The sequence below is a fragment of the Streptomyces sp. ITFR-21 genome, from assembly GCF_031844685.1.
In the GTDB taxonomy this organism is placed as follows: Bacteria; Actinomycetota; Actinomycetes; order Streptomycetales; family Streptomycetaceae; genus Actinacidiphila.
This window is the reverse complement of sequence record NZ_CP134605.1, coordinates 664489-685942: the sequence shown is the minus strand read 5'-3', so window position 1 is coordinate 685942 and position 21454 is coordinate 664489. Positions and strand designations below refer to the sequence as shown.

General features: G+C 74.3%; 16 protein-coding genes. 12 read left to right on the top strand and 4 right to left on the bottom strand.

Going from position 1 to position 21454, the window contains the following annotated elements; genetic code table 11:
* The first annotated feature begins 32 nt into the window (after positions 1–32).
* From RLT57_RS02980 to RLT57_RS02960, 5 genes are all read left to right on the top strand, one after another.
* A complete protein-coding gene (locus tag RLT57_RS02980) occupies positions 33–305 on the top strand; it encodes a phosphoribosyl-ATP diphosphatase (RefSeq protein WP_311295800.1) in 273 nt (90 codons plus the stop codon).
* A 68-nt stretch (positions 306–373) separates the two neighbouring features.
* The gene (gene hisG / locus RLT57_RS02975) at positions 374–1222 is read left to right on the top strand and encodes an ATP phosphoribosyltransferase (RefSeq protein WP_311295799.1); all 849 of its coding nucleotides are present in this window, start codon (positions 374–376) and stop codon (positions 1220–1222) included.
* Entirely contained in the window at positions 1219–1716 is a 498-nt protein-coding gene (locus RLT57_RS02970) for a PH domain-containing protein (protein ID WP_311295798.1), read from the top strand. The genes hisG and RLT57_RS02970 overlap by 4 nt, the downstream gene beginning before the upstream one ends.
* A gap of 298 nt (positions 1717–2014) precedes the next feature.
* Positions 2015–3346, top strand: coding sequence for a hemolysin family protein (locus tag RLT57_RS02965; protein ID WP_311295797.1), 1332 nt, complete (start codon positions 2015–2017; stop codon positions 3344–3346).
* Positions 3343–4512 (top strand): hemolysin family protein, encoded by a 1170-nt coding sequence (locus RLT57_RS02960; RefSeq protein ID WP_311295796.1) that lies wholly within the window; start codon positions 3343–3345, stop codon positions 4510–4512. The genes RLT57_RS02965 and RLT57_RS02960 overlap by 4 nt, the downstream gene beginning before the upstream one ends.
* 392 nt (positions 4513–4904) lie before the next feature.
* On the opposite strand, the gene RLT57_RS02955 is transcribed toward RLT57_RS02960, so the two are convergent.
* On the bottom strand, positions 4905–6800 hold the full coding sequence (locus RLT57_RS02955) for an AAA family ATPase (protein WP_311295795.1): 1896 nt from the start codon (positions 6798–6800) through the stop codon (positions 4905–4907).
* Between the two features lie 427 nt (positions 6801–7227).
* Positions 7228–7842 (bottom strand): uridine kinase family protein, encoded by a 615-nt coding sequence (locus RLT57_RS02950; protein WP_311295794.1) that lies wholly within the window; start codon positions 7840–7842, stop codon positions 7228–7230.
* Between the two features lie 533 nt (positions 7843–8375).
* On the opposite strand from RLT57_RS02950, the gene RLT57_RS02945 reads away from it, so the two are divergent.
* The 6 genes from RLT57_RS02945 to RLT57_RS02920 all read left to right on the top strand — a co-directional run bounded on the left by RLT57_RS02945 (position 8376) and on the right by RLT57_RS02920 (position 17255).
* The gene (locus RLT57_RS02945; RefSeq protein ID WP_311295793.1) at positions 8376–9509 is read left to right on the top strand and encodes a M24 family metallopeptidase; all 1134 of its coding nucleotides are present in this window, start codon (positions 8376–8378) and stop codon (positions 9507–9509) included.
* A 162-nt stretch (positions 9510–9671) separates the two neighbouring features.
* Positions 9672–11066 carry a peptidase C39 family protein gene (locus tag RLT57_RS02940; protein ID WP_311295792.1) on the top strand — a complete coding sequence of 465 codons (1395 nt, stop codon included), beginning with the start codon at positions 9672–9674 and terminating at the stop codon, positions 11064–11066.
* 228 nt (positions 11067–11294) lie between these two features.
* Positions 11295–12536, top strand: coding sequence for a carbohydrate-binding protein (locus RLT57_RS02935; RefSeq protein WP_311295791.1), 1242 nt, complete (start codon positions 11295–11297; stop codon positions 12534–12536).
* Between the two features lie 372 nt (positions 12537–12908).
* Entirely contained in the window at positions 12909–13724 is an 816-nt protein-coding gene (locus RLT57_RS02930; protein WP_311295790.1) for an SAM-dependent methyltransferase, read from the top strand.
* On the top strand, positions 13721–15892 hold the full coding sequence (locus tag RLT57_RS02925) for a putative bifunctional diguanylate cyclase/phosphodiesterase (protein WP_311295789.1): 2172 nt from the start codon (positions 13721–13723) through the stop codon (positions 15890–15892). Before RLT57_RS02930 ends, RLT57_RS02925 begins: the two co-directional genes overlap by 4 nt.
* Positions 15893–16004: 112 nt before the next feature.
* On the top strand, positions 16005–17255 hold the full coding sequence (locus RLT57_RS02920; RefSeq protein ID WP_311300549.1) for an SLC13 family permease: 1251 nt from the start codon (positions 16005–16007) through the stop codon (positions 17253–17255).
* Positions 17256–17313: 58 nt separating this feature from the next.
* Here the strand turns inward: RLT57_RS02920 and RLT57_RS02915 are convergent, their stop codons facing one another.
* Positions 17314–19047, bottom strand: coding sequence for a serine/threonine-protein kinase (locus RLT57_RS02915; RefSeq protein ID WP_311295788.1), 1734 nt, complete (start codon positions 19045–19047; stop codon positions 17314–17316).
* 264 nt (positions 19048–19311) lie between these two features.
* On the opposite strand from RLT57_RS02915, the gene RLT57_RS02910 reads away from it, so the two are divergent.
* The gene (locus RLT57_RS02910) at positions 19312–20502 is read left to right on the top strand and encodes an acyl-CoA dehydrogenase family protein (protein WP_311295787.1); all 1191 of its coding nucleotides are present in this window, start codon (positions 19312–19314) and stop codon (positions 20500–20502) included.
* Positions 20503–20845: 343 nt separating this feature from the next.
* On the opposite strand, the gene RLT57_RS02905 is transcribed toward RLT57_RS02910, so the two are convergent.
* On the bottom strand, positions 20846–21286 hold the full coding sequence (locus tag RLT57_RS02905) for a hypothetical protein (protein WP_311295786.1): 441 nt from the start codon (positions 21284–21286) through the stop codon (positions 20846–20848).
* Positions 21287–21454 lie beyond the last annotated feature (168 nt).

Sequence of the window (21454 nt, the reverse complement as noted above, 5' to 3'; positions counted from 1 at the left end):
GGCCGGCCGTTCCCCGTACCCTTAGGACCACCATGGCCAACAAGACATTCGAGGAGCTCTTCACCGAGCTCCAGCACAAGGCCGCCACCGGCGACCCCGGCACGTCCCGTACGGCGGAACTCGTCGGCAAGGGCGTGCACGCGATCGGCAAGAAGGTGGTCGAGGAGGCCGCCGAGGTGTGGATGGCCGCCGAGTACGAGGGCGCCGCCGCCACCGCCGAGGAGATCTCCCAACTGCTCTACCACGTTCAGGTGATGATGGTCGCCCGGGGCATCTCCCTGGACGACGTGTACGCCCACCTGTAAGAAGTCCCCGGAACGGACACGTTCCCGGCCCCCCTCCAACCGCCGCCCCACAGAAGGAACCCGTCCTCATGCTGCGCATCGCCGTCCCCAACAAGGGCTCACTGTCCGCACCGGCGGCGGCCATGCTGCATGAGGCCGGGTACCGGCAGCGCAAGGAGTCCAAGGAACTGGTGATGGTCGACGCGGAGAACGACGTCGAGTTCTTCTACCTGCGCCCGCGCGACATCGCCATCTACGTCAGCTCCGGCCGGCTCGACATCGGCGTCACCGGCCGCGACCTGCTGCTGGACTCCGGGGCCAACGCCGAGGAGATCCTCAAGCTCGGCTTCGCCCGCTCCACCTTCCGCTACGCGGCCAGGCCCGGCACCGCCGGCAGCGTGCAGGACCTCGGCGGGATGACGGTCGCCACCTCCTACGAGGGCGTGGTCGAGAAGCACCTCGCCGACAACGGCGTGGACGCCGCCGTGGTGCACCTCGACGGCGCCGTGGAGACCGCGATCAAGCTCGGCGTCGCCGAGGTCATCGCCGACGTGGTGGAGACCGGTACCTCGCTGCGCAACGCCGGTCTGGAGACCTTCGGCGAGCCGATCATGGAGTCCGAGGCCGTCGTCATCCGCCGGGTCGGCGCCGGGGCCGAGGACACCAAGGTGCAGCAGTTCCTGCGCCGCCTGCAGGGCGTCCTGGTCGCCCGGCGCTACGTGATGATGGACTACGACATCCGCGTCGAGCAGGTCGAGCGGGCGGTCGCCCTGACCCCCGGCCTGGAGTCGCCCACCGTCTCGCCGCTGCACCACGAGGGCTGGGTCGCGGTCCGCGCCATGGTCCCCACCGCCGACGCCCAGCGGATCATGGACGAGCTGTACGACCTCGGCGCCCGCGCCATCTTGACCACCGGCATCCACGCCGCCCGGCTGTGAGCCGCGACGACGTCCCGCGAACCACCCGGGCCGAGCTGCCGGTGACCTTCCGGCCGCTCGTCACCCGGGTGGTGCTGCTCAGTCTCGGCGCCGCGCTCTTCGCCGCGCTCACCGCGGTCGCGGTGGCCATGCCGCACGACGGCGCCGCGCCCTGGAGCACCGGCGAGCGGATCGTGGTGAGCCTGACCGGGGCGCTGTTCTGCGCGGTCCTGCTCCTGCTCAGCCGGCCCAAGGCGGTCGCCGACCGCGGCGGGCTCACCGTGATCAACCTCACGCTGAAACGCCGGCTGGACTGGGCCGAGGTGGTGGCCGTGCACCTGCGCAACGGCGACGCCTGGGTGCACCTCGACCTCGCCGACGGCACCAGCCTGCCGGTGATGGGCATCCAGCCCGGCATCGCCAGGCGCCGGGCGCTGCGGGACGCGCTGCTGCTGCGCACCCTGGTGGAGGAACTCGGCGAGGCGCGCGGCGGCGGCCCCGCGGAGCCGCGCTGAAATGGGGACCGGCGACGCGTACCGGCCCACCGGGACTGCGCAGCGAACCGCGGGGAAAGCACTCCGTGACCACACCCGACGACGCCGTACACCGTCCTACGCGACACGGGCCGCAATGACTACCCTGGAGCGACGGCGCCCCCCGCGCCCGCCCCGCACCTCCCCCGCCGCACCGATCGCGGGGCCCCGACCGATCGAGGAGTGACTTCCCCAGCCCGATGGACGAACCGTCCGGTAGTACCTGCGCCGCCCCTTCCGACCCGGGCCCGACCGCCCCGGCAGAGCGAGCGGCGGCATCATGAACACCTCACTGCTGCTGCTCGCAGCGGCCCTCGTCCTGATCCTCGCCAACGGATTCTTCGTCGCCGCCGAGTTCGGCCTGGTGACGGTGGAACGGCCGGCCGCCGAACGCGCCGCGGCCGAAGGCGACCGCCGCGCCCGCAGTGTGGTGGCGGCCCTCGGCAAACTCTCCTTCCAGCTCTCCGGCACCCAGCTCGGCATCACCATCACCTCCCTGGTGGTCGGCATGCTGGCCGAACCCGCGCTCGCCGACCTGCTGACCGGCCCGCTCGCCGCCACCGGGATACCGGACGGCGCCACGCCCGCCCTGGCGGTGGTGCTCGGCATGGTCGTGGCCTCCGCCGTACAGATGGTCATCGGCGAGCTGGTCCCCAAGAACTGGGCTGTCTCCCGGCCGCTGGCCGTCGCCCGGATGGTCGCCGGACCGCAGCAGGTCTTCTCCCGCGTCTTCCGCCCGCTGATCGAACTCCTCAACCGGACCGCCAACCGCCTGGTGCGGATGCTCGGCGTCGAGCCCGCCGACGAACTCGCCTCCGCCCGTACCCCCAGTGAGCTGGTCTCGCTGGCCCGGCACTCGGCGCAGGCCGGCGCCATCGAACAGGACACCGCCGACCTGTTCGTCCGCACCCTGTCGCTGGGCCACCTCACCGCGGAGAACGTGATGACCCCCCGGGTGCGGGTGGCCGCCCTGGAGGACACCGCCACCGCGGCGGACGTACTCAACCTCACCCGGGCCACCGGCCTGTCCCGCTTCCCCGTCTACCGGGAGCGGCTCGACGACATCACCGGCATGGTCCACCTCAAGGACGCCCTCGCCGTCCCCGCCGAGCTGCGCGACCGCACCCCGGCCGGCCGGATCGCGGTCGCCCCGCTGCTCGTCCCCGAGACGCTGCCCGGCCAGCTGCTGCTGGAGATGCTGCGCAGCCAGCAGCCGATAGCGGTCGTGGTCGACGAGTACGGGGGCACCGCGGGCGTGGTCACCCTGGAGGACATCGTCGAGGAGCTGGTCGGCGAGGTCCGCGACGAGCACGACGCCGCCGACCTGCCCGAACTCGCCCAGGCCTCGGCCGAGAACGGCCTGCCCACCTGGGACGCCGACGGCGGCTGCCGGATCGACACCCTGGCCAGGATCGGCCTGCACGCGCCCGAGGGGCCGTACGAGACGGTCGCCGGGCTCGTCGCCGACCTGCTGACCCGCATCCCGGAGATCGGCGACGCCGTCGCGCTGCCCGGCTGGCGGCTGCGGGTCGAGGAGGTCGGCCACCACCGCGCGGAACGGGTGCGGATCGTGCGTACCGGTCCCGCCGCGGGGGAGGAGGACGGGCGATGAGCGCACTCCGACTGCTGTTCGCCGTCCTGCTGGTACTCGGCAACGGGTTCTTCGTCGGCGCCGAGTTCGCGCTGGTCTCGGTCCGCCGCAGCCAGGTCGAACCGCTCGCCGCCGAGCAGCGCCGGGCCCGTACCGTGCTGTACGGGCTGGAGCACCTGCCGCAGATGATGGCCGCCGCCCAGTTCGGCATCACCGTCTGCTCGCTGACCCTCGGCGCGGTCGCCGAACCGACCGTCGCCCACCTGCTGGAGCCCGTCTTCTCGGCGGCGCGGATGCCGGAGGAGCTGGTCCACCCGGTGGGTTACGTGCTGGCGCTCGCGCTGGTGGTGTCGCTGCACCTGGTGATCGGCGAGATGGTGCCGAAGAACCTGGCGATGGCCGCGCCGGAGAAGACCGCGCTGTGGCTCAGCCCCGGCCTGGTCGGCTTCGCCCGGATCTTCCGCCCGGTCATCGCGGTGCTCGGGGCGTGCGCCCGGATGATCCTGCGGGCCTTCCGGGTCGAGCCCAAGGACGAGGTGGACGCGGTGTTCACCAGCGCCGAGCTGACCGTACTGGTCGAGGACGCCCGGCAGGCGGGGCTGCTCGACTCCGACGAGCAGGAACGCCTGGAGGACGCGCTGGAACTGGGCACCCGCCCGGTGACGGAGGTGCTGCTCACCCCTGGCGAGCTGATCACCCTGGCGCCCAGCGCGACCCCCCGCGAGGTCGAGGAGCTGACGGTACGCACCGGCTACTCCCGCTTCCCGATCGCCGCACCGGACGCCGAGGGCCCCGGCTATCTCGGCTACCTGCACGTCAAGGACGTCCTGGACGTGGAGGACGCGGGCCGGCCGGTGCCGCAGCGGCTGTGGCGGCCGATCACCACGCTCCGCGCCGACCTGCCGCTGGACGACGCGCTCACCGCGATGCGGCGGGCCGCCTCCCACCTGGCCGCGGTCGCGGACGGCACGGGCCGGGTGCTGGGGCTGGTGGCGCTGGAGGACGTCCTGGAGATGCTGGTCGGCGAGGTCCGCGACCCCGCCCACCGCGCCCCGGCCCTCGCCTCCGGCGGTGACCGCGTCCTGAACGGTGCGGCCGCCCCCGGGGGCGCCTCCAACGGCGCCCGTGCCCTGCCGGGGCCCTCGGGGGAGCGTTCGGAGGTGGACCCGGGCGAGCTGGTCAGGTGACCCGATCACGCGCTTCGGGCTGAGCCCGCCGCTCTTCTCCGCGGCGGGCCCCGCCGTCGGCGAACACCCCGCACCCGCCAGCGGGCGCGGGGTGTTCGCCGACGGCGGTTCCGTACCATCCGACATACCGTAAGGCTGATCGATAGTTCAGCCTTACGGTATGACCGGACGCCCGGCCTGTGCGACGCCATGACCGACCCGGCGGCCGACCACCTGGAACCCGGCGCTTTGGTTGCGCGGCGTCCGGCCCGCCGTCACCCCGCCCGTCCTCGGCCGCGCCCGGCTGACCGGCACCTTCGAACGCTGACCCGGGTCCGGCCCCACCGGCCGGCCGGCCCGGGGCGGCCCCGTCCGCCAGCCGTGCCGGAGGGGACCGCCCCGGGCCCGGAAGGCTATTCCGCGGGGTCCTGTGGGGGCACCCCGGGGCCGCGGCCGGAGAGCACCTCGCCATAGGCCTGCATCAGGTCGGGCAGGCGCAGCGTGGAGAGCTCCTCGCGGCCCGGCGTCGTCGGGTACTCCGAGAGCCGCAGGTCGCGGTAGGCGCAGCTCTTCTCGTACAGCGTGCGCAGCAGCCTGCCGTTGCCGAGTTCGTCGATCCAGCCCTGGTCGACCACGTGCCCGCTGATCGCGCGCAGCTCCTCCAGCGCCTCCTCGTCCCAGCGGTCGCCGTTCTCCACGGCCAGCACCTCGCCGATCCGGGTCAGCTCCGACGGGCGGTAGCTGGGGAAGTCCACCCGGGTGGTGAAGCGCGAGCTCAGTCCGGGGTTGGTGGCCAGTAGCCGGTCCATCCCCTCCGGGTAGCCCGCCAGGATCACCACCAGCCGGTCCCGGTTGTCCTCAGCCCGCTTGAGCAGCACCTGAAGGGCCTCGTCGCCGTACGCGTCGCCCTTGCTGTAGCCGGAGTTGGACAGCGCGTACGCCTCGTCCACGAACAGCACGCCGCCGAGCGCGGAGTCGATCAGCTCGTTGGCCTTCACCGCGGTCTGGCCGAGGAACTCGCCGACCAGATCGGAGCGTTGGGCCTCCACCAGGTGGTCGCCGCCGAGCAGTCCGAGGGCGTAGAAGACCCGGCCGAGTATCCGGGCCACGGTGGTCTTGCCGGTGCCGGAGGGCCCGGAGAACACGAAGTGCCGTTTCGGCGGCTGCACCGGCAGGCCCTGCCCGGCCCGCAGCCTGGCCATCCGCAGCTGCGCGGACAGCGCCTTGACCTGCCGCTTGACCGGCTCCAGGCCCACCATGCGGTCGAGTTCGGCCAGCGCCTGGTCGAGCAGCACCGGATCGGAGCCGCCGAGCGGCAGCTGCGGCGGCAGCGTGCCGGCCGGCGGGCCCGGCGTCCGGTCGCGCATGTCGTCCTCCAGCGGGCCCGGCCCGATCAGCGTGTCGTCCAGGTCGGGGCCGGCGCCGACGCCGCCCGCCGGGTCGCCCAGCACCGACGGTTCCAGGTCGGCGCCCTCGGGGACCGCCTGGCCGGTGCCCGTGCCGGCCAGCGACACCGCGGCGAGTCCCGCGCCCTCGTCCAGACCGTCGTCGGCCTCCTGGATCGCGGCCAGCCGGGCGGCGGTGTCCATGAAGGCCGGATCGACCCGGTGCACCGCCCGGTAGAGCGGCAGCGCGGCGGCGGTCCTGCCGGTGCCCTCGTAGGCGCGGGCCAGCCAGTACCGCAGCTCCTTGCGCTGCGGCTGCTCGCTGCGACAGCGCATCAAGGCGGCGGCCAGCAGCGGCTCGGCCTGCCCGCACATCTCCAGCCGGACCCGGGCCATGCCGCCGAACAGCCCCGCCTCGATGCCGAGTACGGGGTCGCCGAGCAGCGGCTCCGTGTGCCGGACCAGGTGCTCCCAGTCCTTGACCAGATAAGACCGGCAGGCGTGCAGGAAGCGGACCTGCGGGTCGGTGTCGATCGGCGGGCAGTCCGCCAACGCCCGGTCCAGCTCGGCCACATGGCGGCCGTCCAGCCAGTGCGAGGCGTGCGCCAGCAGCAGGTCGCGGCTGGTCTCCAGCACCGGCTGCACCCACCAGCCCAGCCAGTACCAGGAGTTGAGGGTACGGCGGTGGGCCGCGCGCTGCTCGCCGAAGCGGTCCCGGTGCCGGTACATCTGGAGCAGCGCGGTCGAGGTGTCGACACGCAGCGCGTGCAGGCCCAGCCAGGCGTCCGCCATACCGGGGTCCATCCGCACCGCGGACCTGAACTGCGCCTCGGCCTGGACGTAGGCCCCCATGGTGTACGCGTCGACCCCGCGCAGCCAGGCCAGATCGGCCGGGGAGCCCGGACGGTCGGTGCCGAAGTCCATCAAGTCCCCACCAATCCGTCCCCCGCGCCGACTCCACCCCTCCCCAAGCCCTGGCCTGCGGGCGGGAGTTGAGGCAGCCAGCAGCACCCCCGTGCCACCGCGCCGCCCCCCTTTCGGCATCGTACCCGGGCAACTGCGAACTCCGTAGGGTGCCGGGACAAGCGGTGGGACGGCGGGGGCCAGGACGTACGGGTGCCCGGGTGGTGACGGTACGTGAGGAGGGCGCGCGGGCAAGGGGGGCACAGCGGTCGCGCGGGCAAAGCGGAGCCCCCGGTCACGGGGGAACAACCGGGGGCTCCGCGTCTGCTGAGCCGCCGTTTCCGGCCGCTTGTTGAAAACGTAATTGCTGGATACCCGGGTGGTCAAGCGATGTCGGGCGGCCTACGCGCTTCCTGGCCGACCACCGATGCGGGCCGCCGCCGGGTCGTCACGCACGGTGAGAGCGCAGGGCCGGGACGGCGCGTACGGCACCGCCGGTCACCGCCCGGTAGCCGTCGGCCGTCTGGTGGACCAGCAGATCGGCGAAAGGCCGGGACGGGTCGGCGGCGAAGTGGGCGTCCTCCTCGCGGGTCCAGCCGGTCCAGAAGGGGGCCAGCTCCGGGCCGTCGCGGCGCAGGCCGCGCTGCCGCGCGGTGTCGGCGTCCACCTCGAGCCACAGCAGCAGCGCGAGGTGCGGGCGTACGGCGGCGCGGCCGGTGCCGACGCCCTCCAGCAGCACCACCGGCGCGGCGGGGACCTCCCGCCGGCCGACGAAGTGGCGGGTCACCCAGTCGTACACCTCGTGCCGGGCGGTGGCGCCCGCCGCCAGCGGCCGCAGTACCTGGCCGGTCAGCCGGTCCACCCAGCCGAACGGTTCCTCGTGCGTGGCGAGGTCGTCGGTGTGCACCACCGGAGCGCCCCCCAGCTCCGCCGCGAGCCGCCGCGCCAGCGTCGTCTTCCCGGCCCCCGCGTGGCCGTCCACACCGACCAGCCGCACGGCGCCGCAGGACGGCGCGAGCACGGGCAGCAGGGTGGCGAGCCGCGCGATCGTCAACTCCTCCATACCCCCCGACCCTACGTCCCCCTCCCTCCCCCCGCCTGCGCGCCTCCCGGCGCCGGACCGGTCCTGTCTAGCCCCCGCGGCGGGCGGCGTGGCCGGTCGCGGTGGGGTTGTTGCCTCGTGTCCGGGTCACTGGCCGGCGGTGGGTGGTGCGCGCGGTTCCCCGCGCCCCTGGGGGCGTACAACTGCGGGGTCGACGACTGGGGACTGGCACTCGCAGTTCCCCGCGCCCCTGGGGGCGTACGGTCCTGGCGCGAGGGCGTCCCCGGGGTCCTGGGGTGGTCCTGCCGCCGGCGGCCGAGCAGGGGCGGGGGAACCGCGCGGCCGGCCGCGACGGGGCCGGACCCGGGCGCCGGCCCGGAAGGGCCGCCGCTGTCGTGGTCCGGGCGCCGGGCGGTGGGCCGCGCCCGCCAGGGCGGCCGCGGTCCGGCGGACGCCGCGTGCGCCCTCGCGAACGGCGACCCGCCCCCGGGAGGGCGAGCGCCGGACGGTGGACGGGGGGCGGTGGCGGGGGAAAGAGGATTACCGTGAGCAGCGTGACACAGACCGAGCCCCGCGCAGCGGACCTCTTCACGGCCGAACGCCTCGCCCTCGCCCGCCGCGCCGCCGCTGCCGCCGGGCTCGACGCGCTGCTGGTCACGCCCGGCGCCGACCTGCGGTACCTGACCGGGTACCACGCCCTGGCGACAGAGCGGCTGACCTGCCTGGTGGTGCCCGCCGAGGGCGACCCGTTCCTGGTGGTGCCGGCGCTGGAGAAGCCGGCCGCGCAGGCGTCGCCGGCCGGGAACCTCGGGATCGAGATCACCGGGTTCGGCGAGACCGACGACGCCTACCGCCTGATCGCCCGCCGGCTGCCGCCGAACACCCGGCTGTTCGCGGTGGACAACCACATGTGGGCGGAGAAGCTGCTCGCGTTCCAGGCCGCGCTGCCCGGCGCGCAGCCGGGCCTGGCCGGCGACGTGCTGTCCGTGCTGCGGATGCGCAAGAGCCCCGCCGAGGTCGCCGCGCTGCGCCGGGCCGGCGCGGCGATCGACCGGGTGCACCGCAGGATCGGCGAGTGGCTCAGGCCCGGCCGCACCGAGCGCGAGGTCGCCCGGGACGTCGCCGCCGCCATCCTCGACGCGGGCCACGCGACCGCGGACTTCGTGATCGTCGGCTCGGGCCCGAACGGCGCCAGCCCGCACCATGAGGTCTCCGACCGGGTGATCAGGGCGGGCGACCCGGTGGTGGTCGACATCGGCGGCACCACCCCCGACGGCTACTGCTCGGACTCCACCCGCACCTACGCGGTCGGCGAGCCCCCCGCAGCCTTCCGCGAGCTGTACGACGTGCTGCTGCGCGCCCAGACCGCGCAGACCGAGGCGGTACGGCCCGGCGTCACCGCCGAGGAACTCGACGCTGTGGGCCGCGACCTCATCACCGCGGCGGGCTACGGCGAGCACTTCGTCCACCGCACCGGCCACGGCATCGGCATGGAAACACACGAGGAGCCGTACATCGTCGCGGGCAGTACCCGCCCGCTGGCGGCCGGGATGGCCTTTTCGGTCGAACCCGGCATCTATCTCCCCGGCACTTTCGGCGCCCGGGTGGAGGACATCGTGATTTGTACCGAGGACGGCGGGGAACGACTCAATCTGACTGGGCGTGACCTGGTGGTTCTCCCCGGTTGACCGCCAATGGTCGAGACCAGTAATCACAGCAGGGCACGGCCGGGAACTCTGGTGGAAAGGCCGGGCGAACGGCAATAGTGGTCGCCATCCGCCACCGCGTGCCGCGAAAGCGCGGGCGGGCCTTTCCCGTTCACGTCGAGGGAAGTCGAGGGACCTCACGCCATGACCGACAACGCGCCCCGGCGTACCGTACTCACCGCCGCCATCGCGGTGGCCGCCGCCGCCGCCACCGCGTCCACGGCGGACGCCGCCCCCGCGCCCGCCGGCGCCGCCGCCCCCGGGCCGCGGCACCCGGGCGGGCCCGTGCCCGACCCCGCCCCCGTCGACTACCACGGCTGGACGTCGTACCCCGACTGGCTGTTCGGCACGCACCAGGGCACCCTCCCGGTGCCCGGCCGGCGGCCCGGTGTGCGGATCGCCCGCGCGACCGGCACTTTCGACTACGCCGACCCGCACACCGGCACCACGGCGACCTGGGAGACCGCGATCTGGACCTCCCCGGCGCGCCGGGTGCCGCGGCCCGCGAGCGAGCTGATCGCCTCCTGGAACGCGGACACCCCGGCCGGCACCTGGATCCAGGTCGAGCTGCTCGGCACGTACACCGACGGCACCGCGACCCCCGCCTACGTCATGGGCCGCTGGACAGCGGGCGACGGACCGCAGGACATCCGCCGCACCTCGGTCGACGGCCAGAGCGACGGCCGGAGCAGTATCGGGACCGACACCTTCGCCGTCGACGACGCGGGCGCCGGCCCGCTGCTCGCCTCGTACCGGCTGCGGCTGACGCTGCTGCGCCGGCCCGGCAGCCGGCTCACCCCGACGGTGTGGCGGCTGGGCGCGATGGCCTCCGACATCCCCGACCGCTACACGGTGCCCGCCTCGGTGCCGGGCGCCGGTGCCGGGACCGAACTGCCGGTGCCACGCTACTCGCAGGAGATCCACAAGGGCGAGTACCCGCAGTACGACAACGGCGGCGAGGCGTGGTGCAGCCCCACCTCGTCCACCATGGTCGTCGAGTACTGGGGCCGCGGGCCGTCCGCGGCCGACCTGGCCTGGGTGGACCCCGCCTACGCCGACCCGCAGGTCGACCAGGCCGCCCGCCACACGTACGACTACCAGTACGAGGGCTGCGGCAACTGGCCCTTCAACGCCGCCTACGCGGCCACCTACCCGGACCTGCAGGGCGTGGTCACCCGGCTGCGCTCGCTGAACGAGGTCGAGCGGCTGACCAGGGCCGGCATCCCGGTGATCACCTCCCAGTCCTTCCTGGCGAGCGAGCTGGACGGCGCGGGGTACGGCACGTCGGGGCACCTGATGTGCGTCGTCGGCTTCACGGCCGACGGCGACGTGGTGGCCAACGACCCGGCGAGCGCCGACGACGCCGCGGTCCGCAACGTCTACCGGCGGGCGCAGTTCGAGACCGTCTGGCTGCGGACCAAGCGGATCAACGCCTCCGGCGGCGTCTCCAGCGGTACCGGCGGGATCTGCTACCTCTACTTCCCCGCCAAGCCGTCCCCGGCCCAGCGCCGCGCCCTCGCCTCGGTGGGCGTCGTCTGACCGCGCCCGCCCGCCCGGGCGGTCCGGTCCCCGCCCGGGCGGTCCGGTCCCCGGCCGGACCGCCCGCACCGTGACAAGGGACTTCTCCTGGTGAGGGGCGGCCTGGTGGGTGCCAAGTGGTAGAGACCAATTTGTGGATTGCTCTAAAGGTCTGGACCAAATCATTGACGGGTGCACGCCATGGGCAGGATTCTGCTGCTCCCTCCCCCTACAACGAAGAGGTCCGACGTGAGACGACTCAAAGCGCTCGGGACGGGTGTCGCCGCCGCCGTGCTCGCCGTCGCGGGACTCGGCACGGTCCAGGCGCTCGGCGCCGGGCAGGCCAGCGGTGCCACGACGGCGGCGAACGCGCTGAGCAGCAGCTGGTACGCCGCCGCGCCCTACCTGATGCCGCTGGACAACAACCCGCCGGACGCCGGCCAGATCATGGACGCCACCGGGCTGAAGGCCTTCCAGCTCGCCTTCATCCTCGCGCCCAACGGCGGCGGCTGTAGCCCCACCTGGGGCGGTACCGGCGCGGTGTCCTCCGACACCGCGGTGGGCGGCGTGATCTCCGCGATCCGGGCCAAGGGCGGCGACGTGTCCGTCTCCATCGGCGGCTACGGCGGCACCAAGCTGGGCCAGGCGTGCTCCGACGCGGCCTCGACGGCCGCGGCGTACCAGCAGGTGGTCAACAAGTACCAGCTCAAGGCGATCGACTTCGACCTGGAGGAGCCGGAGTACGAGAACACCGCCGCGGTCGCGCACGAGATCGGCGCGGCCAAGATCCTCCAGCAGAACAACCCCGGCATCTACATCTCGGTCACCACCGCCGGCACCGCGGCCGGCACCGGCTGGTTCGGGCAGCAGATGCTCAACGAGGCCAAGTCGCAGGGCTTCACGCCCAACAACTTCTCCATCATGCCCTTCGACGGCGGCTTCAACGGCGCCGCCTCCCAGACCAGCGCGCTCACCGCGTTCAACGGCCTGCTCAAGACTACCTTCGGCTGGGACACCGCGACCGCGTACGCCCACGAGGGCTTCTCCGGGATGAACGGCCGCAGCGACTCCGGCGAGTACTTCTACCAGGCCGACTTCCAGACCGTGCTGGACTACGCGACCAGCCACGGGATGGGCCGCTTCACCTTCTGGTCGCTCAACCGCGACCGGCAGTGCAACCCGCCGGACAACGGCACCACCTCCGGTACGTGCAGCAGCGTCGCCCAGGGCGCCTGGGACTTCGCCAAGTACAGCGTGCGGTTCGCCGGCGCCACCCCGCCGGTCACGACGCCGCCGACCACCGAGCCGCCGACCACCCCGCCCGGCGGCAACTGCGGCACGCTCACCCAGTGGACCGCCTCCGCGGTCTACGTCGGCGGCAACGAGGTCGCCCACAACGGCCACAAGTGGCTGGCCAAGTGGTGGACCACCAACGAGGAGCCCGGCACCACCGGGCAGTGGGGCGTGTGGCAGGACGAGGGCGCCTGCTGACGCCGGGGCCGCGGCCCCGGCGGTCCCCGCCCGCCCCCGGCCGACGGCCGCCGGGGGACGGCGGACCGGCGGCCCCCCGGCACTGTTGACACTGTCCTGAAATCGACGGCGGGCCCGCGGCGAACAGCAGCCGCGGGCCCGCCGTGCCTTGTGCGCGTCCCTGCAATGCGCGTTTTCGCATATGCGCATGCCGGTGTTTGTTGGCCGAAAAGGGACGCCGCGTCTCCGGTTTCGTGTTTCACTCCGAACAGGTGATCAGTAGCCTCGTGCCCGGCACCGTGCATTCTCAGTCCCTCGCCCGGTGCGGCCTGCATTCGGCGAACCTCCGCTTCAGACGCGTCCGTTGAGCCTCATGACCTGGAGACACCGACCGTGACCGACCGTCCTTCCTGGGCCCCGCAGGGCATCGATCTCACCGTGCCCAGCGTCTCGCGGATCTACGACTACTTCCTCGGTGGCTCGCACAATTTCGAGGTGGACCGGGAAGCCGCCAGGGTCGCGCTCCAGGCACTTCCCGGAATCCCCAAAATCGGCCAGGCCAACCGGGCGGTGATGCGCCGCGCGGTGCGCTTCGCGGTGGACCTCGGCATCACCCAGTTCCTGGACATCGGCTCCGGCATCCCCACCTTCGGCAACGTGCACGAGGTCGCCCACGCCGCCAGCCCCGGCTCCCGCGTGGTCTACGTCGACAACGACCCGGTGGCCGTCGCCCACAGCCGCGCGGTGCTGGAGGACAACGAGGGCGCCACGATCGCCCGCGCCGACCTGCGCGACCCGCGGTCGGTGCTGGACGACGCCGAAACCCGCCGGATGCTGGACTTCGACCGGCCGGTGGCCCTGATGCTGATCGCCGTCGTGCACTTCCTGCCCGACGAGGACCGCCCGGCCGAGATCATCGCCACCCTGCGGGACGCGCTGGCTCCCGGCAGCATCGTCGTCATCACCCACGCCACGGACGAGAGCGGACCCAAGGCGGCCGGCCAGCAGGGCGTACAGCAGGCGTACCAGCGCACCGCGACCCCGCTGATCATGCGCTCCACCGCCGAGCTGCAACCTTTCTTCAACGGCTTCGAGATCGTCGAACCCGGCATCGTCCCGCTGCCCTTCTGGCGCCCCGACACGCCCCCCGGCGACGACGACGACCCCGCCGTACACCACGGCCTCGCCGGTGTGGGGCTGAAGGCGTGACCAGCGGACCGGCCGACGGCGACCAGGAGACCGGAGCCGGCGGGACAGACCAGGACGACAGCCTGCGCCGGTTCGCCGCCATCTGGAGCCGGGCGATCTACCCGGCCACCGCGACCTCCATGACCCGCGCCGAGTTCGAGGACCACCTGGTGCCGCAGGCCCGGATCCTGCGCGACGCGCTGCGGGCCCGGCGCTTCGACCCGCGCGCCGCCGTCCCGGTCGGCACCGCGCTGGTCGCCGCGCACTGCACCGACCCCGAGTCGCTGCCCAATATCCTCGGCGTCATCGAGGCCTACCTGGTGCTCTACTGCCCGCCCGAGCCCGGCCTGCCGCTCGACGAGAGCCGCGCCCGCTGCGCCCGCCTCCAGCACGCGGTCGCCGTCGGCTTCTCCCAGGCGCTGCGCGAACGCACCCTGCGCGAACAGGAGTCGCTCTCCCGCGCCGCCCTCTCCGCGCAGACCGACGCCGAACGCGCGCTGGCCGCGAGCGAGGCCCGGTTCCGCGCGGTTTTCGAGGGCGCCGCCATCGGTATCGGCATCGCCGGTCTCGACGGCCGCATCCTGGAGGTCAACGACGCGCTGGCCCGGATGTTCGGCGGCCAGGCGCACGTCATGCGGCGCAACGTCACCGACTGGGTGCACGCCGACGACCGGGCGGGGAACCACGTCCCCAACGCCGAACTCGTCCGCGGCGCACGCGACGGCTACCACACCGAGAAGGCCTACCCGCGCGCCGACGGCTCGGTGCTGTGGGCCAACGTCCGGGTGTCCCTGCTGCGCGACGACGCCGGCCGGCCGCAGTACCAGCTCGCCCTGCTGGAGGACATCACCGAACGCCGCGGCCTGCTGGACCGGCTGCGCCACGAGGCCACCCACGACGCGCTCACCGGCCTGCCCAACCGCGCGCTGTTCTTCGAACGGCTCGACCAGGCGCTGGCCGACAACGGCGGCACCAGCCGGATCGGTGTCTGCTACCTGGACCTGGACGGCTTCAAGGCCGTCAACGACAGCCTCGGCCACGAGGTCGGCGACCGGCTGCTGGTAGCCGTCGCCGAGCGGCTGAGCGGCTGCCTCACCTCACCGGACCAGCTCGTCGCCCGCATCGGCGGCGACGAGTTCGTCGCCCTCTACACCGACCCGCCGAGCCTGCGCGAGGTCACCGACCTGGCCGGCCGGATCCTCGACGCGCTGGCCGCCCCGGTGCCGCTCGACAAACGGGAACTGACCGTGCACGGCAGCATCGGCATCGTGCACGGCCCGGTCGGCGACCGCGCCGCCGCCGACGTGCTGCGCAGTGCGGACATCACCATGTACCGCGCCAAGGAGCTGGGCGGCAACCGCTACGAGGTCGCCGACCCCGACGCCGACGCCCGCGCCATCACCCGGCACGGCCTGACCAACCGGCTGCCGAGTGCCCTGGAGCGCGGGGAGTTCTTCATCGAGTACCAGCCGCTGATCGGGCTGGACGACGGCGCCGTCCGCGGCGCCGAGGCCCTGGTCCGCTGGGGTCACCCGGTGCACGGCGTGCTCGGCCCCGACCAGTTCATCCCGCTCGCCGAGCACACCGGGCAGATCGTGCCGCTCGGCCGCTGGGTGCTGGAGCAGGCCGCCCGGCAGGCCCGCGCATGGCAGTGCCAGCACGAGGGGGGCCGCGCCCCGCGGGTCAACGTCAACCTCTCGCCGATCCAGCTGCACCACCCGAACCTAGTGGTCGAGGTCGCCCGGGTGCTGGACGAGACGGGACTGGCCCCCGAGTCGCTGTGCCTCGAGGTCACCGAGAGCGCGCTGATCGGCGCCGACGAGGAACAGCTCAGGCCGCTGCGCCGGATCGCCGACCTCGGGGTGTCGATAGCCCTGGACGACTTCGGCACCGGCTACTCCAACCTGTCCGCGCTGCGCTGGCTGCCGCTGAGCGTGCTCAAGCTCGACCGCGCCTTCACCCTCGGCATGCGCGAGCAGCCCGCCGACCCGGTCGACCTGAAGATCGTCGAGGGCATCGTGTCGATGGCCCACGCGCTGGACCTCACCGTCACCGTCGAGGGCGTGGAGACCCGCCACCAGGCCGAGCACCTGCGGGCGCTGGGCTGCGACACCGGGCAGGGCTGGTACTACGGCCGCCCCGGCCCGCCCGAACTGCTGCACGCCCTCACCCTGGCCGACGCCGGCTGACCGGTCCGGCGCCCGAAGGGCGGCCGGCGGCGGGCGGCGTGATGGAATTCCCCGGTACGCGCGGGCGGCCCGGTGACCGGGCTCGCCCTCCGAGCCGCACTCTGGAGTCCCGCTGAACCCCGCCGCAGCCGAGGTCCTGTCCGTCGCCTGCCTGCTCGCCGTCCTCGCCTTCGCCGTGGCGCGGCCGCGCGGCCTGCCGGAGGCGCTCGCCGCCGTACCGGCCGCCGGACTGCTCGTCGCGGTCGGCGCGGTGGGCCGCTCGGACGCCTGGGCGCAGACCCGGCAGCTGGCGCCCGTCGTCGGCTTCCTCGCCGCCGTGCTGGTGCTGGCCGGACTCTGCGCCGACGACGGGCTGTTCACCGCGGCCGGCGACGCGGTGGCCCGCGCCTGCCAGGGCGAGCCGCGGCGGCTGCTGGCCGGCGTGTTCGTCGTGGCCGCCCTGGTCACCGCGGTACTGAGCCTGGACGCCACCGTGGTGCTGCTCACCCCGGTGATCATCGCCACCGCGGCCAGGGCCGGCGCCCGGCCGCGGCCCCCGGTCTACGCCACCGCGCACCTGTCGAACTCCGCGTCGCTGCTGCTGCCGGTGTCCAACCTGACGAACCTGCTGGCGTTCACCGCCGCCGGGGTGTCCTTCACCCGCTTCGCGGCGCTGATGGCGGTGCCGTGGCTGCTGGCCGTCGCCATCGAGTACGCGGTCCTCCGACGGTACTTCGCCGCCGACCTCGCGGTCACCGGGCACCCGCCGGAGCCGGGCGAGCCGCCCGCCGTACCGGTGTTCACCCTCGTCGTGCTGGCGCTGACGCTGGCCGGCTTCGCGGTCACCTCGTTCGCCGGCCTCAACCCCGCCTGGGCGGCGCTGGCGGGCGCGCTGGTCCTGGCCGGCCGGGCGCTGCGCCGCCGCCGGACCACCGCCGCCGGGCTGGTGGCGGCGGCCGGACCGCTGTTCTGCCTGTTCGTGCTGGCCCTCGGCGTCGTCGTCAAGGCGGTGGTCGACAACGGGCTCGCCGACGGCGCCGGGCGGGTGCTGCCCGACGGCGACGGACTGCCCGCCCTGCTCGGCGTCGCCGCGCTCGCCGCCCTACTCGCCAACCTGATCAACAACCTGCCCGCGGTGCTGGCGCTGCTCCCGCTGGTCGAGGGCGGCGGCCCCGGCCCGGTCCTGGCCGTCCTCGTCGGCGTCAACCTCGGCCCCAACCTGACCTACGCCGGCTCGCTGGCCACCCTGCTGTGGCGGCGAGTGCTCCAGGACCACGGCACGGACGCGTCGCTGCGCACCTTCACCCGGCTGGGCCTGCTGACCGTGCCGCCGACGCTGGTGGCGGCCACGGTCGCGCTCTGGGCGGGCCTGCGGATCGGCTGACCGCCCCCAGGCGGCTGACCGCCCCCGGGCGGCGGACCTTCCGGGGGCGGCGGGCCGGTCAGAGTTTGGCGAAGGTGCTCGGCGAACCGGCGGACTGCGAACCGGGGTCGAGCCGCAGCACGCCGCCGACCATGGTCACCGTGTAGCTGTTGCCGGTCGGGCAGGAATCGGTGGCGGACGGGTCGGTGGGGTGCGGCGAGCGCGCCGCGAACACCATGGTGTCCCCGTTGACCTGGGACAGCTCCAGCGACTCGGTGCACCCGTCGTTCGCGCCGGTGTCCACGTCGTGGACGTCGCTGACCTGCTGCCCGACGATCTCGCCGCGCCTGCCCGCCCGCAGCGTCAAGGTGACCTTGAAGCTGTCGGTACGCGGGGACAGCAGCGAACCCTGCGGGTCGCCGGGGCCGTTGCCGAGCCAGGTGCCGACCCAGGAGGCGGGCAGTGCGTCGGCGTCCGTGCCGCCGCTCGCCGGCGCGGAGGTGGACGGCGTGCCGCTGCCGCCGCCGGAGGCGGCGTCGTCGCCGGTGCCGGGGTGGCGCAGATGACGGATCAGCAGGCCGGCCAGGACCAGCACCACCGCGGCGCCCACGGCCGCCGCGACCAGCGGGACTTTGCGTCCGACGCCCGCCGGCCGCGGCCTGGGCTGCGGCGCGGGCTGCGGCGCGGGCCGGGGCGCCGCGCCCCAGCCGCCGCCGTTCGGCCGCCGCAGAGGGGCGGCCGTCCCGCTCTGGTAGGCCGGGTGGTACGCCGCCGCCGGGCGGGTGCCGGCGGGGGCGTACGGGGACGGGCCGAGCGCGGTCCCGGCGGCGCTCCGCGAGGTGGAGCCGGTCGGGGCGGTGAGCGGCGCGGTGGCGGCGGGCCTCTCGGCCCCGGCCGCGGGCGCCTCCCCGAGCGCCGCCTTCATCTCGGCCTCGAGGGCCCGCAGCTCGGCCGCCAGCTCCGGCGGCCTGCGGGCCGCCCAGCCGCCGGCCGCCCGGTCCGCCTCGGGCAGCAGCCCGGCGGCGGCGCGCGCGGTCGGGCGCTCCCCGGGCTCCTTCACCAGGCAGGCCCGCACCAGCGGCAGCACCGCCGCGGGCACCCCGGCCAGATCGGGCTCCTCGTGGACCACCCGGTAGAGCAGCGCCGGTGCGGACGGCTCCTCGCCGAACCGGTGGAACGGGCCCCGGCCGGTGGCCGCGTACACCAGCAGCGCACCCAGGGCGAAGACGTCGCCCGGCTCCGCCGACACGCCCGCGGTGGCCTGCTCGGGCGCCATGTAGCCGGGGGAGCCGATCACCCCGCCGGTGCGGGTGTGCCGCGAGTCCTCAGCCGCGCGGGCGATGCCGAAGTCGATCAGCAGCGGCCGGGTGCCCGGCAGCAGCACGTTGGACGGCTTGACGTCCCGGTGCGCCAATCCGGCCTGGTGCACCGCCTGGAGCCCCTCGCACAGTTCGGCGGCGAGCGCGGTCAGGCTCGCCTCCGGCAGCGGGCCGTGCCCGCCCACCCATTCCGCCAGCGACGGCGCCGCCACGTACTCGGTGGCGAGCCACTGCGGACTGGTGCCGGCCGGCGAGAAGTCCACCACCGCCACGGTCCACGGCGAGCGCACCCGGTCCGCGTGCCGGATCTCCCGGGCGAAGCGCTCCCCGAAGGCCGGATCCAGTCCGAACTCCGACCGTACGGTCTTCAGCGCGAGCGCCCGCCCGGCCGGTGTCCGTGCCAGATACACCTGGCCCATGCCCCCTGCGCCGAGCCGCGCGAACAGCGGATACCCGCCGACCGAACGCGGATCGGCGTCCCCCAAACTCTCCATGTCCGAAGCGTACGACGCCGTTCCGCACCGTCCCCGCCGCTTTCCCGAACCGGCGCCCGCCGGTGGCCGGGAACAGACCGGGACAGCCGGAGACGGTCGTGACGAAGAGGCGCCGATCGGGCATACTCCAACGGCCAGACCCGTGGATCACCCGTCTGCCGCGACCCGGCAGGGGAGGATCGGGAATGGGGTATCGCCCACCGGACGGTTCCGCCTCACCCACAGCGGTGCCGCCGTCGCCCCCGACAGGGAGGATGTGCCGCAATGCCGCAGCACGGCCACGGCCCGCGAGGCCCGCAGCCCGTTTTCCGCCGGCCGCCCACCGAGGAGGCCGGCGCGCTGCTGGCCCTGACCCGGGAGATCGCCCAGCGGGAGATCGCGCCCTCGGCGGCGGCCGAGGAGGAGGCCGGACACTTCCCGCGCGAGACGTTCCGGCTGATCGGCGGGGCAGGACTGCTCGGCCTGCCCTACCCGGAGGAGCACGGCGGCGGCGGGCAGCCGTACGAGGTGTACCTCCAGGTGCTCGAAGAACTGGCCGCGGCCCGGCTCACCGTCGCCCTCGGGGTCAGTGTGCACACCCTGGCCTGCCACGCGCTGGCCGCCTTCGGCAGCAAGGAGCAGCGCGCCGACCACCTGCCGGCGATGCTCGGCGGCGGCCTGCTCGGCGCCTACTGCCTGTCGGAGCCCGCCTCGGGCTCCGACGCCGCGAACCTGCGCACCCGGGCGGTCCGCGACGGCGACACCTGGACCGTCGACGGCACCAAGGCGTGGATCACCCACGGCGGCGTCGCCGACTTCTACACGGTGCTGGCGCGCAGCGGCGGCCAGGGCGCGCACGGCATCTCCGCCTACCTCGTACCGGGCGACACACCCGGGCTGACCGCCGCGCCGCCCGAGCGGAAGATGGGCATGAAGGGCTCGCCGACCGCGCAGGTGACCTTCGACGGGGTGCGGGTGCCGGACACCCGGCGGATCGGCGACGAGGGACACGGCTTCGCCATCGCGCTGGCCGCCCTGGACTCCGGGCGGCTCGGCATCGCCGCGTGTGCCGTCGGTCTGGCGCAGGCGGCGCTGGACGCCGCGCTCGGCTACGCCCTGGAGCGGCGGCAGTTCGGCCGGCCGATCGCCGACTTCCAGGGCCTGCGCTTCACCCTGGCCGACATGGCCACCCAAATCGAGGCGGGCCGCGCGCTCTATCTGACGGCGGCCCGACTGCGCGACGCGGGCGAGGACTTCACCCGGCAGGCGGCGATGGCCAAGCTCTTCTGCACCGACACCGCCATGCGGGTCACCACCGACGCCGTCCAACTCCTCGGCGGCTACGGCTACACCGCGGACTTCCCCGTCGAGCGCTACATGCGCGAGGCCAAGGTGCTGCAGATCGTGGAGGGCACCAACCAGATCCAGCGGATGGTCATCGCCCGCCATCTCGCGGGCCCGGAGTCCCGCGACTGACCCCCGCGCGCACCGCGCGCCCGCCGCGCGCCCGCCGTGCGCCGCCCTCGGCGGGCCGCCGGGCCCTCCGGCGCCGGCCGGGGGACCCGCGGGGCGCCTTCCCGGTACCGACCGGGCCGTGCCGGGCCGGTGCGGGGCTGGTTCGGGGTCCGTGCGGGGACGCCGGCCCGGGGTCCCCGCACGGTCCGCGGCGCCTGCCGCTGACCGCACTGCCCGCCCGCCTACTTACCCGCCCGCCCGCCTGCTTGCCTGTCGCCGACCGTGCCGCTTGCCGTGGCCCGCGTGGCCCGCGTGGCCGGCGCGCCCGGTGGGCCCGGCGCGCCCGACGCGTGACCGGGTGGGCTCAGGCCGCCAGACCGGGCGCGGGGATCCGGACCGGCCGCGAGCCGGGGCCGCCGACGTGCGAGAACGGCTGGGTGCGCCAGTCGAGTTCGGCGGGCAGGGTCAGCAGCACCGCCAGCTCCTGCTCCTCGACCGGCTCCGGGCCGTCCACCGGCCGGGCCTCGGCGACCGCGCGGCCCGAGCCGCCGCAGACCGTCAGGCCGAAGGGGTTCCAGGGGGTGGGGCACAGGGCGTGCTGCGGCAGGCTGTCCTCGTCCTCGAAGACCGCGATCGGCCGCCCGCAGTCCGGGCAGGCCAGCCGGACGACACCGCCGGACTCGTCGTCGAACGCCTCGTCGTCGTCGGCCTCCTCCGCCAGCGCGAGCGCGAACTCGCGTTCGCCGCCCTCCTCGAAGGCGGACAGGGTCCGCTCGCTGCCATTGCGGCGCACATGGTTACGCATGACGCGTCTCCCCCTTGGATGGGTGCCCTCGACAGGCCGGCCCGGCTTCACCGCTCGTGGCCATAGCGAGCACTTCCCGCCGTGCTACGCGTGTAATCACGCCACCGGAGGCACCGCGGTTGCACAGGGTGTGGCCTTCATCACATCACGGTGACGAGCTGGCGCATG